At 72.5% G+C, this 15189-nt stretch carries 14 protein-coding genes; 9 read left to right on the top strand and 5 right to left on the bottom strand.

Going from position 1 to position 15189, the window contains the following annotated elements; genetic code table 11:
* The first annotated feature begins 117 nt into the window (after positions 1–117).
* From cmk to der, 3 genes are all read left to right on the top strand, one after another.
* Positions 118–852: a (d)CMP kinase gene (gene cmk, locus ACQEVM_RS25185; protein WP_433082650.1), complete on the top strand. Its 735-nt coding sequence runs from the start codon at positions 118–120 to the stop codon at positions 850–852.
* Positions 780–1496 carry a lysophospholipid acyltransferase family protein gene (locus ACQEVM_RS25180; protein ID WP_433082648.1) on the top strand — a complete coding sequence of 239 codons (717 nt, stop codon included), beginning with the start codon at positions 780–782 and terminating at the stop codon, positions 1494–1496. Before cmk ends, ACQEVM_RS25180 begins: the two co-directional genes overlap by 73 nt.
* Before the next feature lie 75 nt (positions 1497–1571).
* Complete coding sequence (der, locus tag ACQEVM_RS25175) at positions 1572–3032, top strand: ribosome biogenesis GTPase Der (RefSeq protein ID WP_433082646.1); 1461 nt, start codon at positions 1572–1574, stop codon at positions 3030–3032.
* A 25-nt stretch (positions 3033–3057) separates the two neighbouring features.
* On the opposite strand, the gene ACQEVM_RS25170 is transcribed toward der, so the two are convergent.
* Together ACQEVM_RS25170 and ACQEVM_RS25165 are read right to left on the bottom strand one after the other, a co-directional pair.
* Positions 3058–3441: a hypothetical protein gene (locus tag ACQEVM_RS25170; protein WP_433082644.1), complete on the bottom strand. Its 384-nt coding sequence runs from the start codon at positions 3439–3441 to the stop codon at positions 3058–3060.
* Positions 3442–3671: 230 nt separating this feature from the next.
* On the bottom strand, positions 3672–4490 hold the full coding sequence (locus tag ACQEVM_RS25165) for a hypothetical protein (protein ID WP_433082642.1): 819 nt from the start codon (positions 4488–4490) through the stop codon (positions 3672–3674).
* A 295-nt stretch (positions 4491–4785) separates the two neighbouring features.
* Between ACQEVM_RS25165 and ACQEVM_RS25160 the strand changes: the two genes are divergently transcribed.
* Both ACQEVM_RS25160 and ACQEVM_RS25155 read left to right on the top strand, forming a co-directional pair.
* Entirely contained in the window at positions 4786–5412 is a 627-nt protein-coding gene (locus tag ACQEVM_RS25160) for a transglycosylase family protein (protein ID WP_433082640.1), read from the top strand.
* Between the two features lie 73 nt (positions 5413–5485).
* A complete protein-coding gene (locus tag ACQEVM_RS25155; RefSeq protein WP_433082638.1) occupies positions 5486–6001 on the top strand; it encodes a hypothetical protein in 516 nt (171 codons plus the stop codon).
* A 516-nt stretch (positions 6002–6517) separates the two neighbouring features.
* Here the strand turns inward: ACQEVM_RS25155 and ACQEVM_RS25150 are convergent.
* Both ACQEVM_RS25150 and ACQEVM_RS25145 read right to left on the bottom strand, forming a co-directional pair.
* Positions 6518–7597 (bottom strand): phosphatase PAP2 family protein, encoded by a 1080-nt coding sequence (locus ACQEVM_RS25150; RefSeq protein WP_433082636.1) that lies wholly within the window; start codon positions 7595–7597, stop codon positions 6518–6520.
* 235 nt (positions 7598–7832) lie between these two features.
* The gene (locus ACQEVM_RS25145; RefSeq protein WP_433082634.1) at positions 7833–8948 is read right to left on the bottom strand and encodes a glycosyltransferase family 39 protein; all 1116 of its coding nucleotides are present in this window, start codon (positions 8946–8948) and stop codon (positions 7833–7835) included.
* A 285-nt stretch (positions 8949–9233) separates the two neighbouring features.
* Between ACQEVM_RS25145 and ACQEVM_RS25140 the strand changes: the two genes are divergently transcribed.
* Positions 9234–10922 (top strand): MFS transporter, encoded by a 1689-nt coding sequence (locus ACQEVM_RS25140; protein WP_433082632.1) that lies wholly within the window; start codon positions 9234–9236, stop codon positions 10920–10922.
* Between the two features lie 107 nt (positions 10923–11029).
* Positions 11030–12199, top strand: coding sequence for an acyl-CoA dehydrogenase family protein (locus ACQEVM_RS25135; RefSeq protein WP_433082630.1), 1170 nt, complete (start codon positions 11030–11032; stop codon positions 12197–12199).
* A gap of 9 nt (positions 12200–12208) precedes the next feature.
* On the opposite strand, the gene ACQEVM_RS25130 is transcribed toward ACQEVM_RS25135, so the two are convergent.
* Complete coding sequence (locus tag ACQEVM_RS25130) at positions 12209–12670, bottom strand: cell division protein SepF (RefSeq protein ID WP_433082628.1); 462 nt, start codon at positions 12668–12670, stop codon at positions 12209–12211.
* A 284-nt stretch (positions 12671–12954) separates the two neighbouring features.
* On the opposite strand from ACQEVM_RS25130, the gene ACQEVM_RS25125 reads away from it, so the two are divergent.
* Together ACQEVM_RS25125 and ACQEVM_RS25120 are read left to right on the top strand one after the other, a co-directional pair.
* Complete coding sequence (locus tag ACQEVM_RS25125; protein ID WP_433082626.1) at positions 12955–14229, top strand: DUF5685 family protein; 1275 nt, start codon at positions 12955–12957, stop codon at positions 14227–14229.
* 79 nt (positions 14230–14308) lie between these two features.
* Entirely contained in the window at positions 14309–15127 is an 819-nt protein-coding gene (locus ACQEVM_RS25120) for a DUF1684 domain-containing protein (protein WP_433082624.1), read from the top strand.
* Positions 15128–15189: the final 62 nt, after the last annotated feature.

The raw sequence follows: 15189 nt of genomic DNA, 5'->3' as shown, positions 1-15189 counted from the left end.
TCGATGCGGGCCCGTCCCTCCCGGGCGGGACGGGGAGCGGCCAGGGCCCGGTAACCTGGGGAGGGGCGCTATTGGCGCGCCCGGACACGTACGCGCAACCAGGAAGGTGCCCGCACCGTGGAATCCGCAGCTCAGTCCGCCGTGATCGTCGCCATCGACGGTCCCTCCGGCACGGGCAAGTCCAGCACCTCCAAGGCCGTGGCCGCCAAGCTCGGGCTGCGCTACCTGGACACCGGTGCCCAGTACCGGGCCATCACCTGGTGGATGATCACCAACGGCGTCGACATCGACGACCCGCAGGCCATCGCCCTCGCCGCGGACAAGCCCGCCATCGTGTCCGGCACCGACCCGTCGGCGCCCACCATCACCGTCGACGGACTGGACGCCTCCGGCCCCATCCGCACCCGGGACGTCACCTCCAAGGTCAGCGCCGTCAGCGCCGTCCCCGAGGTGCGCGCCCTGATCACCCGACTCCAGCGTTCGATCGCGGCCGACGCCGCCGAGAGCGCCGAGGGCATCGTCGTGGAAGGCCGCGACATCGGCACCACGGTCCTGCCCGACGCCGACCTCAAGGTCTTCCTGACCGCCTCGGCCGAGGCCCGCGCCGCCCGCCGCAGCGGCGAGCTGCGCGGCAAGGAGGCCGCGGACCTCGCGGCCACCAGGGAAGCCCTGATCAAGCGGGACGCGGCCGACTCCGGCCGGAAGACCTCCCCGCTGGCCAAGGCCGACGACGCGGTCGAGGTGGACACCACCGAACTCACGCTGGACCAGGTCATCGAATGCGTGGTGACGCTGGTCGCGGAGCGGCAGAGCGCGGCCGAGGACACCGGGGAGCGGGCGGGTCGCCAGTGAGCGCAGCGCCCTCCCCCAAGGGTGCGGCGGTCGGCCGGAGGATCGGCATCGGGCTGATGTACGGGCTGTGGAAGCCGCGCGTACTGGGAGCCTGGAAAGTGCCCGCGAAGGGCCCCGTCATCCTCGCCGTGAACCACTCCCACAACATAGACGGGCCCATGGTCATGGGGACCGCGCCGAGACCGCTGCACTTCCTGATCAAGAAGGAAGCGTACGTGGGCCCCCTCGGCCCGTTCCTCGACGGCATCGGGCAGGTGAAGGTCGACCGCAGTGGCGCCGACCGCACCGCCATCGGCCGCGCCCTCGACGTGCTCGACAACGGCGGCGCCCTGGGGATCTTCCCCGAGGGCACCCGGGGCGAGGGCGACTTCGCCTCGCTCCGCGCCGGCCTCGCCTACTTCGCGGTGCGCAGCGGCGCCCCCGTCGTACCCGTCGCCGTGCTCGGCAGCACCGAGAGCCGCGGCCGACTCGTGAAGGGCCTGCCGGCCCTCAAGAGCCGCGTCGACGTGGTCTTCGGCTCCGCCTTCGACGCCGGGGACGGCACGGGCCGTCGCACACGCACCGCCTTGGACGAGGCCACCGTACGCATCCAGGACCGGCTGACCGCCCACCTGGCCGACGCCAAGCGCCTCACCGGGCGCTGAGCGAGACTTGACCCAGTAGTGGAACCGCGCCGCGCGGGCACCACCGATCACCACGAACGACGAGGAACGGACTTCATGAACGACCAGCACGACCACGGAGCACTTGGCGACGCCGAGTACGCGGAGTTCATGGAGCTCGCCGCGGAAGAGGGCTTCGACGTCGAGGACGTCGAAGGCGCCCTGGAGGAGGCGGGCCACGGCCCGCTGCCCGTCCTCGCCGTCGTCGGCCGGCCGAACGTCGGCAAGTCGACCCTGGTGAACCGCATCATCGGCCGCCGCGAGGCCGTCGTCGAGGACAAGCCCGGCGTCACCCGTGACCGCGTCACCTACGAGGCCGAATGGGCCGGCCGCCGCTTCAAGGTCGTCGACACCGGCGGCTGGGAGCAGGACGTCCTCGGCATCGACGCCGCCGTCGCAGCCCAGGCCGAGTACGCCATCGAGAGCGCCGACGCGGTCGTCTTCGTCGTGGACGCCAAGGTCGGCGCCACCGACACCGACGAGGCCGTCGTCCGGCTCCTGCGCCGGGCCGGCAAGCCCGTCGTGCTCTGCGCCAACAAGGTCGACGGCCAGAGCGGCGAGTCCGACGCGGCCTCCCTGTGGTCGCTGGGCCTCGGCCTGCCGCACCCGGTCTCCTCCCTGCACGGCCGCGGCACGGGCGACATGCTCGACGCGGTACTGGAGGCCCTCCCCGAGGCCCCCGCGCAGACCTTCGGCACCGCCATCGGCGGCCCCCGCCGCATCGCGCTGATCGGTCGCCCCAACGTCGGCAAGTCCTCGCTCCTGAACAAGGTCGCGAAGGAGGACCGCGTCGTCGTCAACGAACTGGCCGGCACCACCCGCGACCCGGTCGACGAGCTGATCCAACTCGGCGGGGTCACCTGGAAGTTCGTGGACACCGCGGGCATCCGCAAGAAGGTCCACCTCCAGCAGGGCGCCGACTACTACGCCTCGCTGCGCACGGCCGCCGCCGTGGAGAAGGCGGAGGTCGCGGTCATCCTGATCGACTCGACCGAGAGCATCAGCGTCCAGGACCAGCGCATCATCACCATGGCCGTCGAGGCGGGCCGCGCCGTCGTGATCGCGTACAACAAGTGGGACGAGCTGGACGAGGAGCGCCGCTACTACCTCGAGCGCGAGATCGAGACCGAGATGCAGCAGGTCGCCTGGGCGCCCCGCGTCAACGTCTCCGCGCTCACCGGCCGCCACATGGAGAAGCTGGTCCCGGCGATCGAGACCGCGCTGGCGGGCTGGGAGACGCGCGTCCCCACCGGTCGACTGAACGCGTTCCTCGGCGAGGTCGTCGCCGCCCACCCGCACCCGATCCGCGGCGGCAAGCAGCCCCGCATCCTGTTCGGGACCCAGGCGGGAAGCAAGCCGCCGCGCTTCGTCCTCTTCGCCTCCGGCTTCCTGGAGCACGGCTACCGCCGCTTCATCGAGCGCCGGCTGCGCGAGGAGTTCGGTTTCGAGGGCACCCCGATCCACCTTTCGGTGCGGGTGCGCGAGAAGCGCGGCGCGCAGTACAAGAAGAAGAAGTAGGCGTACGCGCCGACGTGTGCCGGGGTCAGTAGCCCCGGCGCGGAGCGGGCGGCAGGGCCGCCGGGACGTGTTGCATCCCGGTCTGGTGCTGCCGCCCGTTGGCGTATCCCTGACCGGAGCCCGTGGAGTGTGCGTACGAGGGCAGCGGGGCCGGGACGTAGGGGGCGGGCTGCCAGGCGTCCACCGGCTGCCAGGAGGGCGTGCTCCAGGCGGCCGCGTACGAACCGCCTCCCGCCCCGGATCCGCCGTGGCCGCCCCCGTAGGAGAAGGCCGTGAAGCCGAGGTCCTCCTCGCCCGTACGGTCACCCGGCAGCGTCCGGAAGGCGCGCAGGTACTCCGAGTACAACGTGTCGTAGATCGGGGTGTGCGAGGCGACCGGGACGATGTCCCGATCCCGGGACGGGCGCATCGGGGGGACGGTGCTCGGATGGGACGGGGCGCGGGAGACATCGTGTGAATGCACGTATCAGCCAACGAACCCGGGGCTCTGCGGATGCGGGGTGAACGGGGAGAAAACGCAGATCGCCGGGGGTGCGCGGGACGGACCGCGCACCCCCGGCGCATGCGGTCCGGCCCCTTCGGCGGGGGCGGGGGACCGGTTCGGCGGGGTGTGAGGGACGAGCGGGACGGGCGAGGGGATCAGGCGCCCGGGGTACCGGCCAGGGGCATCGAGGCGGCGACCAGCTGCCCGTTGGCGGCGGCTTTGTCGAGGGCGTCGCGGAGCAGGTCCTCGCGGGGCTGCTGGCCGATGGAACCGACCGGAGCCGCGTAGATGAGCACGCGCTGGGTCTTGTTGACGGCGGCTCGCCAGCCGTCGGTCACGGACAGCGCCTGGTGCGCCTGCCACCAGTGGATCGGGCTGCCACCGGCCGGACCGGGCTGGAGCACGGCGTGCAGCTGCCCGGCGGCGAGGAGGACCGACCAGCCGGCCAGCGGCGAGGGGAGCTGCCTGGTGTCGGTGACCGGGATGAAGCCCTGCTCGATGAGGAGCGGCAGGAAGTCGTCGCCGGGGCCGGTGGTGCCGGGACGGGCGATCGGCGCGGTCGGCTCGACGACCAGCGCGGGGTGCAGTTCGTTGTCGATCAGGACCAGGCCGCTGGTGATGCCGAGGACGGCCTGACCGCCGGGCACGGACCGGGGCGCGCCGTCGGGGGCGACCGGGGAGGGGGCGGCCGCCGGGCTGTCGCCGGTGATGCTGGCGACGGCGCCCTGGAGCTGGGCCTCGGGCACGGAGACCACCTGGGAGGGGATGCAGGTGGCGTGGGCGAAGGCGAGGACGGCGGTCTCCTCGCCGACGAACAGCACCGTGCTGGTGCGGTCGCTCTCGGGGTTGCCGGGGGTGCGGCAGGAGGTGCAGTCGTAACTGCCCGGCGCGTCGTCGCCGACGAGCAGCCTGTCGGCTTCTTCGTCACCGATCTCGGCACGTACCTCATCACTGACGTCGAGCATGCGCGGCACGGGGTGACTCCTCGGACTAGGCGAGCGGGGGCCGGGGGGTCCCGGCTCGCCGGGCACAACGCAGGAGCGGCGGGCTGGGTCACGCCGTTTGAGGGAACGGAATCGAACCGGCCACCCGGGAGGGTGAACGGCGCGACCGGGGCTTTGTTTTCGTGCCAACTCTTTTCTGTTTGTGCTCAGTTGTCGGTCGCCGCCGGCTGGTTCGCGGGGTACCTGGGGGCGGCCGTCCGGGTGGGCGCCGGGGCGCTCGCGTGGCGGTCCAAGTGCCCGCGGGCGGGCCGCGTAGCGTGACCCGATGCCCAACCTCCGGATCCGGTGGGTCGCCTGCGCGACCGCGGTCGTCGCCGCGCTGGTGCTCGGCCGCCCGTCCCACGCCCTCGCGGCTCCACCGCCACCGGCCCCCGGCCCCGCGGGCGCGGCGCATCCCGGTTCCCCCGGGGTGGTGGGGAACGGTCCGGGGGACTGCGGGCCGGGTGGAGAGTGGCCCTGGGACTGCGTGGCCGACTGCGAGAGCAGCGGGCGGTGGGCGGTCAACACGGGCAACGGGTTCTACGGCGGGCTCCAGTTCCGGCAGCCGACCTGGGAAGGACACGGTGGGCTGCTCTTCGCGCCGAGGGCGGACCTGGCGACCAGGGAACAGCAGATCCGGGTCGCCGAGGAGGTGCTCGGAACCCAGGGGTGGGAGGCCTGGCCGGTGTGCTCGAAACGGTACGGACTGACCGGGCGCACACACGTGGTGCGGGCGGGCGAGTCGCTGTACTCGATCGCGCGCGATCACCGGGTGCGCGGCGGGTGGCAGGCGCTGTACGAGGCGAACCGGGCCCTGATCGGTCCGAGCACGCAGGCGCTGGTGGTCGGCACGCGGCTGATCCTCCCGGCCCCCGAACCGGTGCACACGGCGCCGTCGCCCCGGCCCCGCTGACCGTCCTGCGGGCCCCGCCCGGCCGGGTCCGGCATTTCTTGCGGGCGGTCCGGAACGCGCCGACCCTGGAGGCATGAGCGGACACGGACACTCCCGCCGCGTCGCCTGGGCGGCGGCAGCGGCGCTCCTGCTGGTACCCGCCACCGCCTGCACCGCCGGGGCGACCGGGAACGGCGTCGCGAGCACCTCGTCGGCCCCGGCACCCGCGACGGCGATCCGGGCGGACGGCCCGGCGGACCCGGCGGCGGCCGAGGCGCAGATCGAGAAGAACTGGGCCGCGTTCTTCGACCCCTCGGTCTCCGCCGACCGGAAGGCCGAGGTCCTGCAGAACGGCGTCCTGCTGAAGCCCCTGCTGGCCGCCGTCGCGGACCGTTCCGAGGTCGCCGACGTGTCCTCCGAGGTCACCGGGGTCACCTTCACCTCTCCCACCGAGGCCGAGGTCACCTACGACCTGTTCGTCAGCGGATTCCCGGTGCTGTCCGACACCAAGGGGGGCGCCGTCCTGGAGGACGGCGTCTGGAAGGTCTCCCTCAGGTCGCTCTGCGCCCTGGTGAAGTCGGCCGGCGACCTCGCCGTCCCGGGCTGCTGACCGACGGAGCCGCCCGCCGCCGGGGCGGTGAACCTGGACGTACTCGTGATTCACATCATGTTGCTCGGGTGTGAGTTCGAAGTCGTCGAGCCGGTGGAACCGATCGGGAGGATCCGGGCCCCGCGTGACGTTTTCGACCGATCGGTGAAGAACCCGCAAGGAAGCTGACGGGGGTTCAGCCCCACTCCTTCGGCGACTCTCCGGCAATCCTCCGGCAGTAATTCGGTGGCCGTGGAACGGAATGGGAAACAGCCTTCGCCCCCGCGCGTGTCGCGGGTCGAAAAAGAAAGCCCACCGGCCTCTTGTCGGACGCTTCCGGGTAAGTCGGCCCGGGCAAAGGACTGTCGACAATCCGTGACACAAGCGTGACCCGGTACGGAGGAACCTCAGGGCGCAATGCTGACGGACCGGGCATGCGGACGACAGCGGCGGGCCGGTTCGATGAACCGGCCCGCCGTGCTGGGGCGATGTCGCGGGAGGGTCGTGCGTACCGCTCCGCGGGGTGGGGCGGGCGGCTCAGCCGCCCGCGATCGGACGGGCCGGCGCCGGCCGGGCGGTGGTCCGCTCGGTGTGCGGCGGCCGGCGGCTGCCGACCGGGGTGACCGGGGTCCGCTCGGACCGGATCACGTGCGGGCGGGTGGTCAGGTGCGCGGCCGGCCTGGGGGTCGGGCCGTGGCCGGTCGGGGCGTTGGCGACGGGCTGACCGGCGGCCTGCGCCTGCTGGGTGGCGGGGGCGGGCGCCGGGGCCTCCGCGTTCCGCCGGAGCTGCCACTTGCCGCCCGCGGAGAGCAGCGGGGTGAGCGCCGCGGCGACCGGCTCGGACACCCGGCCCTCCTCCAGCCGGCGGCGCAGCAGTTCGCGCAGCTCGAAGACGTAGGCCTCGGCCCGGGCGACCAGCGGCTCGAACCAGGGCAGCGCCAGCAGGATCAGCAGGCCGGCGGTCCAGCCGAGCAGTACGTCGCTCACCCAGTGGGTGCCGAGGTACACGGTGGTGGCGCCGACGCTCAGCGAGACGACCGCGGACACCACCGACAGCACCCGCCGGGTGACCACGGTGGAAGCCAGGTAGGCCAGGATTCCCCAGGTCACGACGGCGTTGGCGGTGTGGCCGGAAGGAAATATATCGCCGCCCGCGAAGAGCTCGGCGGAGCCGATCTGGGTCGCGTAGTGCGGGCCGAGCCGGCCGAGGCCGATCTTCACGGCGCCGACGGTGACGTTCAGCAGGAGCAGCGCCACGCCGAGGGTGATCAGCGGGCGGAGGGTGTGCTGCCGCCAGGAGCGCCACCCGAGCCAGGCCGCGACCATGACCGCGGTGGGTCCGCGCTGACCGAGGACGACGAGGTAGTCGAGGAAGGCGTGCAGCTGCGGCCACTGTTCGTAGGGCCGGAAGAACATGATCTGCCAGTCCAACCGGACGAGCCAGGACGTGGTCAACACGGCGACCACGATCGCGAGATAGAACGCGAGCGTGGAACCGAGGAGCACGACGCGGTGCCGGCTCATCCGCGGAGTTTGCAGATGAGCCGGTCGCTCTGGTTCCCGGTCGAGCCGGGCGAAGACCCGCTCGAGACGGGTCAGCATATGGTCGGTACGCACTCAATCGACGTTACCGCGCGTCGAAGCTCGGCCCGGTCGAATCGCCGGCTTTGTGATGACCATGTGATGTGGACTTGGTCTCACGCGGTACTTAATTCCCGTTATTCGACCGCCGATTGAAACGCCCGCAGGGCGATTATCGACCCGCTTACCGGCGGTTTATCACCGCAGGTCAATTACTTTACTCAAGCATGGATCGGAATGATCCCTTCCATGACCGCGGCCCCGGCCGTGCTCACGGGGGCCCCGATCCGTTGAGCCAGAACGCCCCGTACACCGCGGAGACCGAGGCCACCGCGCCCAGCACCGCGGCCGCCCGTCCGGTCCGCAGGCGGGCCAGCGCCGCGGCCACCGGCAGCATCAGCGGGAAGGCGGGCAGCAGCAGCCGGGGCTTGGACCCGAAGTACCCGGACGCGCACAGCGCCAGCGCCACCACGATCCCGCAGTAGACCAGCAGGGCCGCGGGCTGGCGCTGCCGTACGCACAGCCGGTACAGCCACAACACCAGCGCCACCCCCGCGATCAGCCCGATCCCCGCCGGGAACGCCGGGGAGGCCAGCCGGGCTCCGACGAACCGGGCGAAGGCCCAGCCCCCGTCGAAGCCGTTGCCCCAGCCGCCCTGCACGTCGAGGTAGCCCAACAGGCCCCCGCCGGTGCGCGCCCCGACCCACAGCACGTAAGCGGCCGCGCCGAGCGGGGCCAGCAGGGCGCCCGCCGCCATCCGCCACGACCGCTCACCGCGCCGCAGGGTCAGGACCGCCGCCACCCACACCGCCGCGACCACGGCGGCACCGACCGGTCGGGTCAGCCCGGCCGCCGCCGCGAGCAGGCCCGCCGTGACCCAGCGGCCGCGCAGGACCCCGTACAGGGACCAGGCCGCGAGGGCGGTGAACAGCGACTCGCTGTACGCCATGGACTGCACGATCCCGACCGGCAACGCCGCCCAGGCGGCGACGGCCAGGACCCCGACCCGGCGGCCGTACAGCGAGTCGGCGACCGCGAAGATCCCCCAGGCCGCCGCGAGCCCCGCGACCGCGGCGACCACCAGGCCGGCCGAGCTGTGGGAGAAGCCGGTCACCGCCGCCACCAGGCGCTCCAGCCAGGGAAGCAGGGGGAAGAACGCCAGGTTGGAGTGGACGTCGCCGTTCGGCAGGAGTACCTCGTACCCGTAGCCCTCGGCGGCGATCCGGGCGTACCAGAGGGAGTCCCAGCGCGCCGACAGCAGCGTGTGCGGGCTGCTGTCGACCGCCGCCCCCCACAGCGCGAGCACGCTCAGCCCGAGCAGCCTGACCGCCGCGAACGCGGCCAGGGCGGGAGCGGCCCGACGAAATCCAAGATCCTTCACGGGCACGATTATCGACGCCGGCCCACCCGGCGCCGGACCGGGACCACGGGCCGTGACCAGGCGTGCGCACGAGGGAAGGGGGGAGGGGGCGGGGCGAGTGGCACACACCACACGCAGGCCGCCGTCGGGATGAGAGCTTGACCACGTGTGGGTCAAACGAACTCGCGTACGCTGACCGTTCACTCGCTTGTCGATGCCGGACCCCGCAGGACGCCGCACCCCCGCTTCACCCCCGTGGCTCCACACGACGCTGGTCCGCCGAGTGCGAGGGATCACCTGGGAGGTACATGCATGTCGGGGACGAACGTGACCGGCGACCGGAACCCTTCCCCCTGGCAGCGAATCAGCGCCGCCTCCGGCGGGGCGAACCGTTGGGTCGTCCTCGCCGTCCTCTGCGTCAGCCTCGTGCTCGTCGCGCTCGACGCGACGATCCTGCACGTCGCCGTTCCCGCCGTCACCGAGGACCTGCGCCCCGGCTCGATCGAACTCCTCTGGATCGTCGACGCCTACCCGCTGGTCTGCGCCGCGCTGCTGATCCTCTTCGGCACCCTCGGGGATCGGGTCGGCCGCCGCCGGATCCTGCTCCTCGGCTACGGACTCTTCGGCATCGCCTCCGCCATCGCCGCCCTCGCCGACAACGCCCAGGTCCTCATCGCCGCCCGCGCCCTGCTCGGCATCGGCGGGGCGATGATCATGCCGGCCACCCTGTCGATCCTGCGCCAGGTCTTCCCCGACCGGCGCGAGCGGGCCCTCGCCATCGGCATCTGGACCGCCGTCGCCGCCATCGGCGCGGCCAGTGGCCCCGTCCTCGGTGGATTCCTCGTCCAGCACTACTGGTGGGGATCCGTCTTCCTGATCAACATCCCGCTGATGGCGCTGATCCTGCCGCTCGGCCGATGGCTGCTCCCCGAGTCCAAGGGAGCCACCGAGGGGCCCTGGGACGTGCTCGGCGCGCTGATGGCCGCCGGCGGCGTGCTCGGGGCGGTCCTCGGGGTCAAGCGTCTCGGCGCCGAACGGCAGCTCGTCGACCCCGAGGCGCTGGTCCCGCTGCTCCTCGGCGTGGCGCTGCTGATCCTCTTCGTGCGCCGCCAGCGACGACGCACCCACCCGCTGATCGACATGCGGCTGTTCTCCCGCGCGGCCTTCACCACCTCCGTCGGCTGCATCGTGCTCGCCATGCTGGCCCTGGTCGGCCTGGAACTGATCGCCGTCCAGTACCTCCAGCTGGTGCTGCGCCTGAGTCCGCTGGAGACCGGCCTGCGGCTGCTGCCGCTGACCTTCGCCGCGATGGCCGCCGGCGCCACCGGTTCGTACACCCTGCAACGGGTCGGCCCGCGCACCATGGTCTCGCTGGGCTTCCTGCTCACCGCCTGCGCCGTGCTCCTGCTGACGCTCATGGGGCAGCAGGACCGGCCCCTCCTGCTCACCGTCGGGTTCATCCTGCTCGGCTTCGGCCTCCAGACCACGCTGTTCGCCGCCTACGAGTCGATGCTGAGCGAGGCTCCGGCTGCCACCGCCGGCGGCGCGGCCTCCATCGGCGAGACCTCCTACCAGCTCGGCGCGGGCATGGGCATCGCACTGCTGGGCAGTGTCATGAACGCGGCCTACGCGCCGGGCCTCGCGCACGTTCCGGGGGTCTCGGCGGCCGACGCCGCCGACGCCGCCAACTCGCTGGGCGAGGCCTACCAGATCGCGGCGCACCTCGGCGGCCCCGCCGGCGCGGCGCTGCACGCCGCCGCCCGGCACTCGTTCGTCCACGGCCTGCACGTGACGCTGGTGGTCAGCGCCGGGCTGCTGTTCGCGGGCGCGGTCATGGCGCTGAAACTGCCGCGCACGATGGACTGCGCCGCCGACACGGACACCGGCGAACCGCTGCGGCTGCCCGCGCAGGCGAACGCCGCGGCCCCCGTCGGCGAACCCGCCGCGCGGATCCCCGGCCAGGCGCACGCCGAGTGCGACCCGGCCGCCCGCTCGGCCTGACACCCGCCTCCGAACGGGACCCTCGCAGGTGGGGGGTGGACCGGGGGCGGGGTCGCGGACACACTGACACCGCCAGGTTTCCGTCCCTCAGGCCGCCGGGAGGCCACGTGTCCTTCGTACCCACCGATCCGCTCGGGATCGACGAGCTGCTCAGCCCCGAGGACCTCGCGGTCCGCGCCACCGTCCGGGACTGGGCCGCCGACCGGGTGCTGCCGCACATCGCCGAGTGGTACGAGAACGGCGAGCTGCCCGGGATCCGGGAACTCGCCCGGGAACTCGGCTCGATCGGCGCGCTCGGGATGTCGCTGACCGGATACGGGTGCGCCGGCGCCTCCGCCGTGCAGTACGGCCTGGCCTGTCTGGAGCTGGAGGCCGCCGACTCCGGCATCCGCTCGCTGGTCTCCGTACAGGGCTCGCTGGCCATGTACGCGATCTGGAAGTACGGCTCCGAGGAGCAGAAGGAGCGCTGGCTGCCCGGCATGGCCGCCGGCGAACTCATCGGCTGCTTCGGCCTGACCGAACCCGACGTCGGTTCGGACCCCGCCGCGATGCGCACCTACGCCAAGCGCGACGGCACCGACTGGGTGTTGACGGGCCGCAAGATGTGGATCACCAACGGGTCGGTGGCAGCCGTCGCCGTCGTGTGGGCGCAGACCGACGAGGGCGTCCGCGGGTTCGCGGTGCCCACCGACAGCGCCGGGTTCTCCGCGCCCGAGATCAAGCACAAGTGGTCCCTGCGCGCCTCGGTGACCAGCGAGCTGGTGATGGACGACGTCCGCCTGCCCGCGGACGCGGTGCTTCCGGGCGTCACCGGGCTCAAGGGACCGCTGGGCTGCCTCAGCCACGCGCGGTACGGGATCGTCTGGGGCTCCATGGGGGCGGCGCGCGCCTCTTTCGAGTCCGCGCTCGACTACGCGAAGACGCGGGAGCAGTTCGGAAAGCCGATCGGCGGCTTCCAACTCACCCAGGCCAAGCTCGCGGACATGGCGCTGGAACTCCACAAGGGCATCCTGCTCGCCCACCACCTGGGTCGCCGCATGGACGCGGGAACCCTGCGGCCGGAGCAGATCAGTTTCGGCAAACTCAACAACGTCCGCGAGGCCATCGACATCTGCCGCACCGCGCGGACCATCCTCGGCGCGAACGGGATCTCCCTGGAATATCCCGTGATGCGGCACGCCACCAACCTCGAATCGGTCCTCACCTACGAGGGCACCGTCGAGATGCACCAATTGGTGCTGGGCAAGGCACTCACCGGGCTCGACGCCTTCCGGTGAGGGCCCTGCTCAGCTCTGGTTGAAGAAGTCGCGCGAGCGCCCACCGGGCTCGCCGCTGACGATCTGGGTGTCGGCCGGGGTCAGGAGGAAGACCCTGGTCGCCACCCGCTCGATCGATCCGCGCAGTCCGAAGGTCAGGCCGGCCGCGAAGTCGACCACGCGCTTCGCGTCGCCCGGGTCCATCGACGACAGGTTCACGATGACCGGGACGCCCTCGCGGAACAGCTCGCCGATGCCGCGGGCGTCACGGAAGCCGTCGGGCGTCACCGTCGCGATCCGCCGACCGTGCTCGACCGCGGACTCCGAGGCCACCTTGACGCGCGGGTCGGTGACCCACTGGTCGCCGGGGCCCGAGACGGACCCGCCCTGCTGGCGCTCCACCGCCTCCGCGTAGTCGTCGTCGTAGTACCGCTCGTCGTCGTTGTCTTCCACGAGACCCAACCAGGCACTCGCCTTGCGCACCGAACCCATGGACGCCTCCTTTCACCGCGGTCAGTTGTCTTCTCTCCGCTGCCCCTATGGTCGTCCATGATGCTGACAACGCGCCAAGTGGATAGCCGCCGCGCCGGCTTTTCGTGACGGTACTGGTGCAGAACATTCGTTGCACGACTAAGGTGCGCGACGGCCTACCGCTGCTGACTGAGTGAAAATACGACCGCCGCCACCTTTCGGGTGATGCGCTGGTGCGTACGGGTGACCGGGTTGGCTCGATACCATGCCCGGAAAGCACGCGCATGACACACGGGGGAAGCAGATTGTTCGGCATCGTCAGGCCTTGCACGCACCGGCTGGGAGAGCGCTTCAAGACCGAGTGGATGGCTCATCTCTGCGGTCTGTGCCTGGCACTTCGCGGTGACCACGGGCAGTTCGCCAGGATCGTGACCAACTACGACGGCCTGCTGGTATCCGTTCTGACGGAGGCTCAGTCCGGACCGGATCCGCAGGCACGACGCACCGCCGGCCCCTGCCCGCTGCGCGGCATGCGCACCGCCGCCGTCGCCAAGGGGGAGGGCGCGCGTCTCGCGGCGGCCGTCTCCCTCGTGCTGGCCTCCGCGAAGGTGCGCGACCACGTCGCCGACCGGGACGGGCTGTTGGCCCGGGCGCCGATCGCCGCCGCCGCGCGCAAGGTGGCCCGGGGCTGGGACCGGGCCGGCGCCCGCACCGGGGCCTCGCTCGGCTTCGACACGGCCGTGCTCGTCGACGCCGTGGACCGGCAGGGCGGCATCGAGGTGCTGGCCGGAATCGGCACACCCGTGCTGGTGGTGACCGAGCCCACGGAGACGGCGACCGCAGCCGCCTTCGCGCATACCGCGGTCCTCGCGGGACGGCCAGGCAACACCGCCCCGCTCGCCGAGGCGGGACGGTACTTCGGCCGCCTCGCACACCTGCTGGACGCCGTGGAGGACCAGCGGGCGGACGCCGCCGCCGGCGCCTGGAACCCGCTCACCGCCACCGGAACCTCCCTCACCGAGGCGCGCAGGCTCTGCGACGACGCCTTGCGCGGCATCCGGCTGGCACTGCGCGAGGTGGAGTTCGCGGACGCCGGTCTGGCCCACCGGCTGCTGGTGCACGAACTGCGCACCTCGGTCGACCGGGCCTTCGGCGCGACCGGCTGCGGTCACACGGGCGACCACGCCGCCGTGAACTCCGGCGGGGGCTTCGGCCCGGCCCCGCAGGGCTACGACGCCCCGGGCGCGGGCAACCCGTACGGCGGCGGCAACCCGTACGCGCCGGGCACCCCGTACGCCCCCGGGGGCCCCGGGACTCCGCCGCCGATGGGGCCGGGCGGGCCGGGAGGCGGCGGTGGCGGCGGGCTGCCTCCGCAGCGACCGCGCCGCGGGCTCCTCGCGGGCTGCGCGGTGGCCGTCGGGCTCTTCTGCACCTGCCAACTCTGCTGCACGGAGCACGAGGGGCCGTGGTCCCGACAGAAGCGGGACCCGTGGTGCGACGGGTGCGACTGCTGTGACGGGTGCGACTGCTGTGACAGCTGCGGCGACGGTTGCTGCTGCTGCCCCTGCGACGGCTGCTGAGCCTCCCTCAGATATTTCGCAGGTCCGGACGGGGTACCCCGCGGTTCCCGCCCGGACCGGCGTGGAAGGGTTGAGCGGCATGAACCATGACGACGACACCGACCCCGAGACCGCCTGGCGGCGCTGGCACGAGCACCGGGTGGCGACCGTGTCCGCCCCGCACGGGCCCCTCGCGCTGACCGGTACCCACTGGCTCGCCGACTACCCGGAAGGTCGAATTCCGGCCGTTCCCGGGGAATGGCGCACCACCGACGCGGGGGTCGCCCTGCACGCCGACCCCGAGGACGGGCTGCGCCTCGACGGAGCCCCCTTCACCGGCGACGCCGTGCTCACGTCCGACGAGGCGCCGCCCTCGCACTCCCGGATCTCCGCGGGCGACCTCCGGATCGTGGTGATCCGGCGGGAGGGGGAGTGGGCGGTGCGCGTCTTCGACCCGGCCTCCGAGGCCCGGCGGGACTTCACCGGCATCGAGGCCGGCCCGTACCACCCGGAGTTCGCCCTCCCGGGGCGCTTTCGACCGTACGACCGGGGCCGGACGGTCCAGGTCGAGAACGCCGACGGGCGGGACCGCGGACTCGGTCTCGGCGGGGAACTGGTCTTCACCCGCGACGGCGTGGAACACGCCCTCCAGGTCGCCGTGGACGAGGAGGACGGGAGCCTGTGGGCCGTCTTCGGCGACGCCACCGGCGGGGTGTCCAGCTACCGGTTCCGCTTCCTCAAGCCCGGCACTCCCGGCGAGGACGGCTCGATCACCGTGGACTTCAACCGGGCCCAGCTGCCACCGTGCGCCTTCGCGGACCACTTCATCTGTCCCTTCCCGCCCCCCGGGAACACACTGCCGTTCGAGGTTCCGGTGGGTGAGAGGAGGCTGAAAGCCGCTCTTGTCGCCGGAATCTGACGCCAGGACACTCCCGAAAGCGTCTCTCACGAGGCTTGTCAGGGGCACGGCGAACGGGCATG

The organism is Streptomyces sp. CA-243310 (assembly GCF_050936775.1).
Lineage (GTDB): Bacteria > Actinomycetota > Actinomycetes > Streptomycetales > Streptomycetaceae > Streptomyces.
Note: the sequence above shows the minus strand (reverse complement) of the source record. Positions and strands in the feature narration are given on the sequence as shown.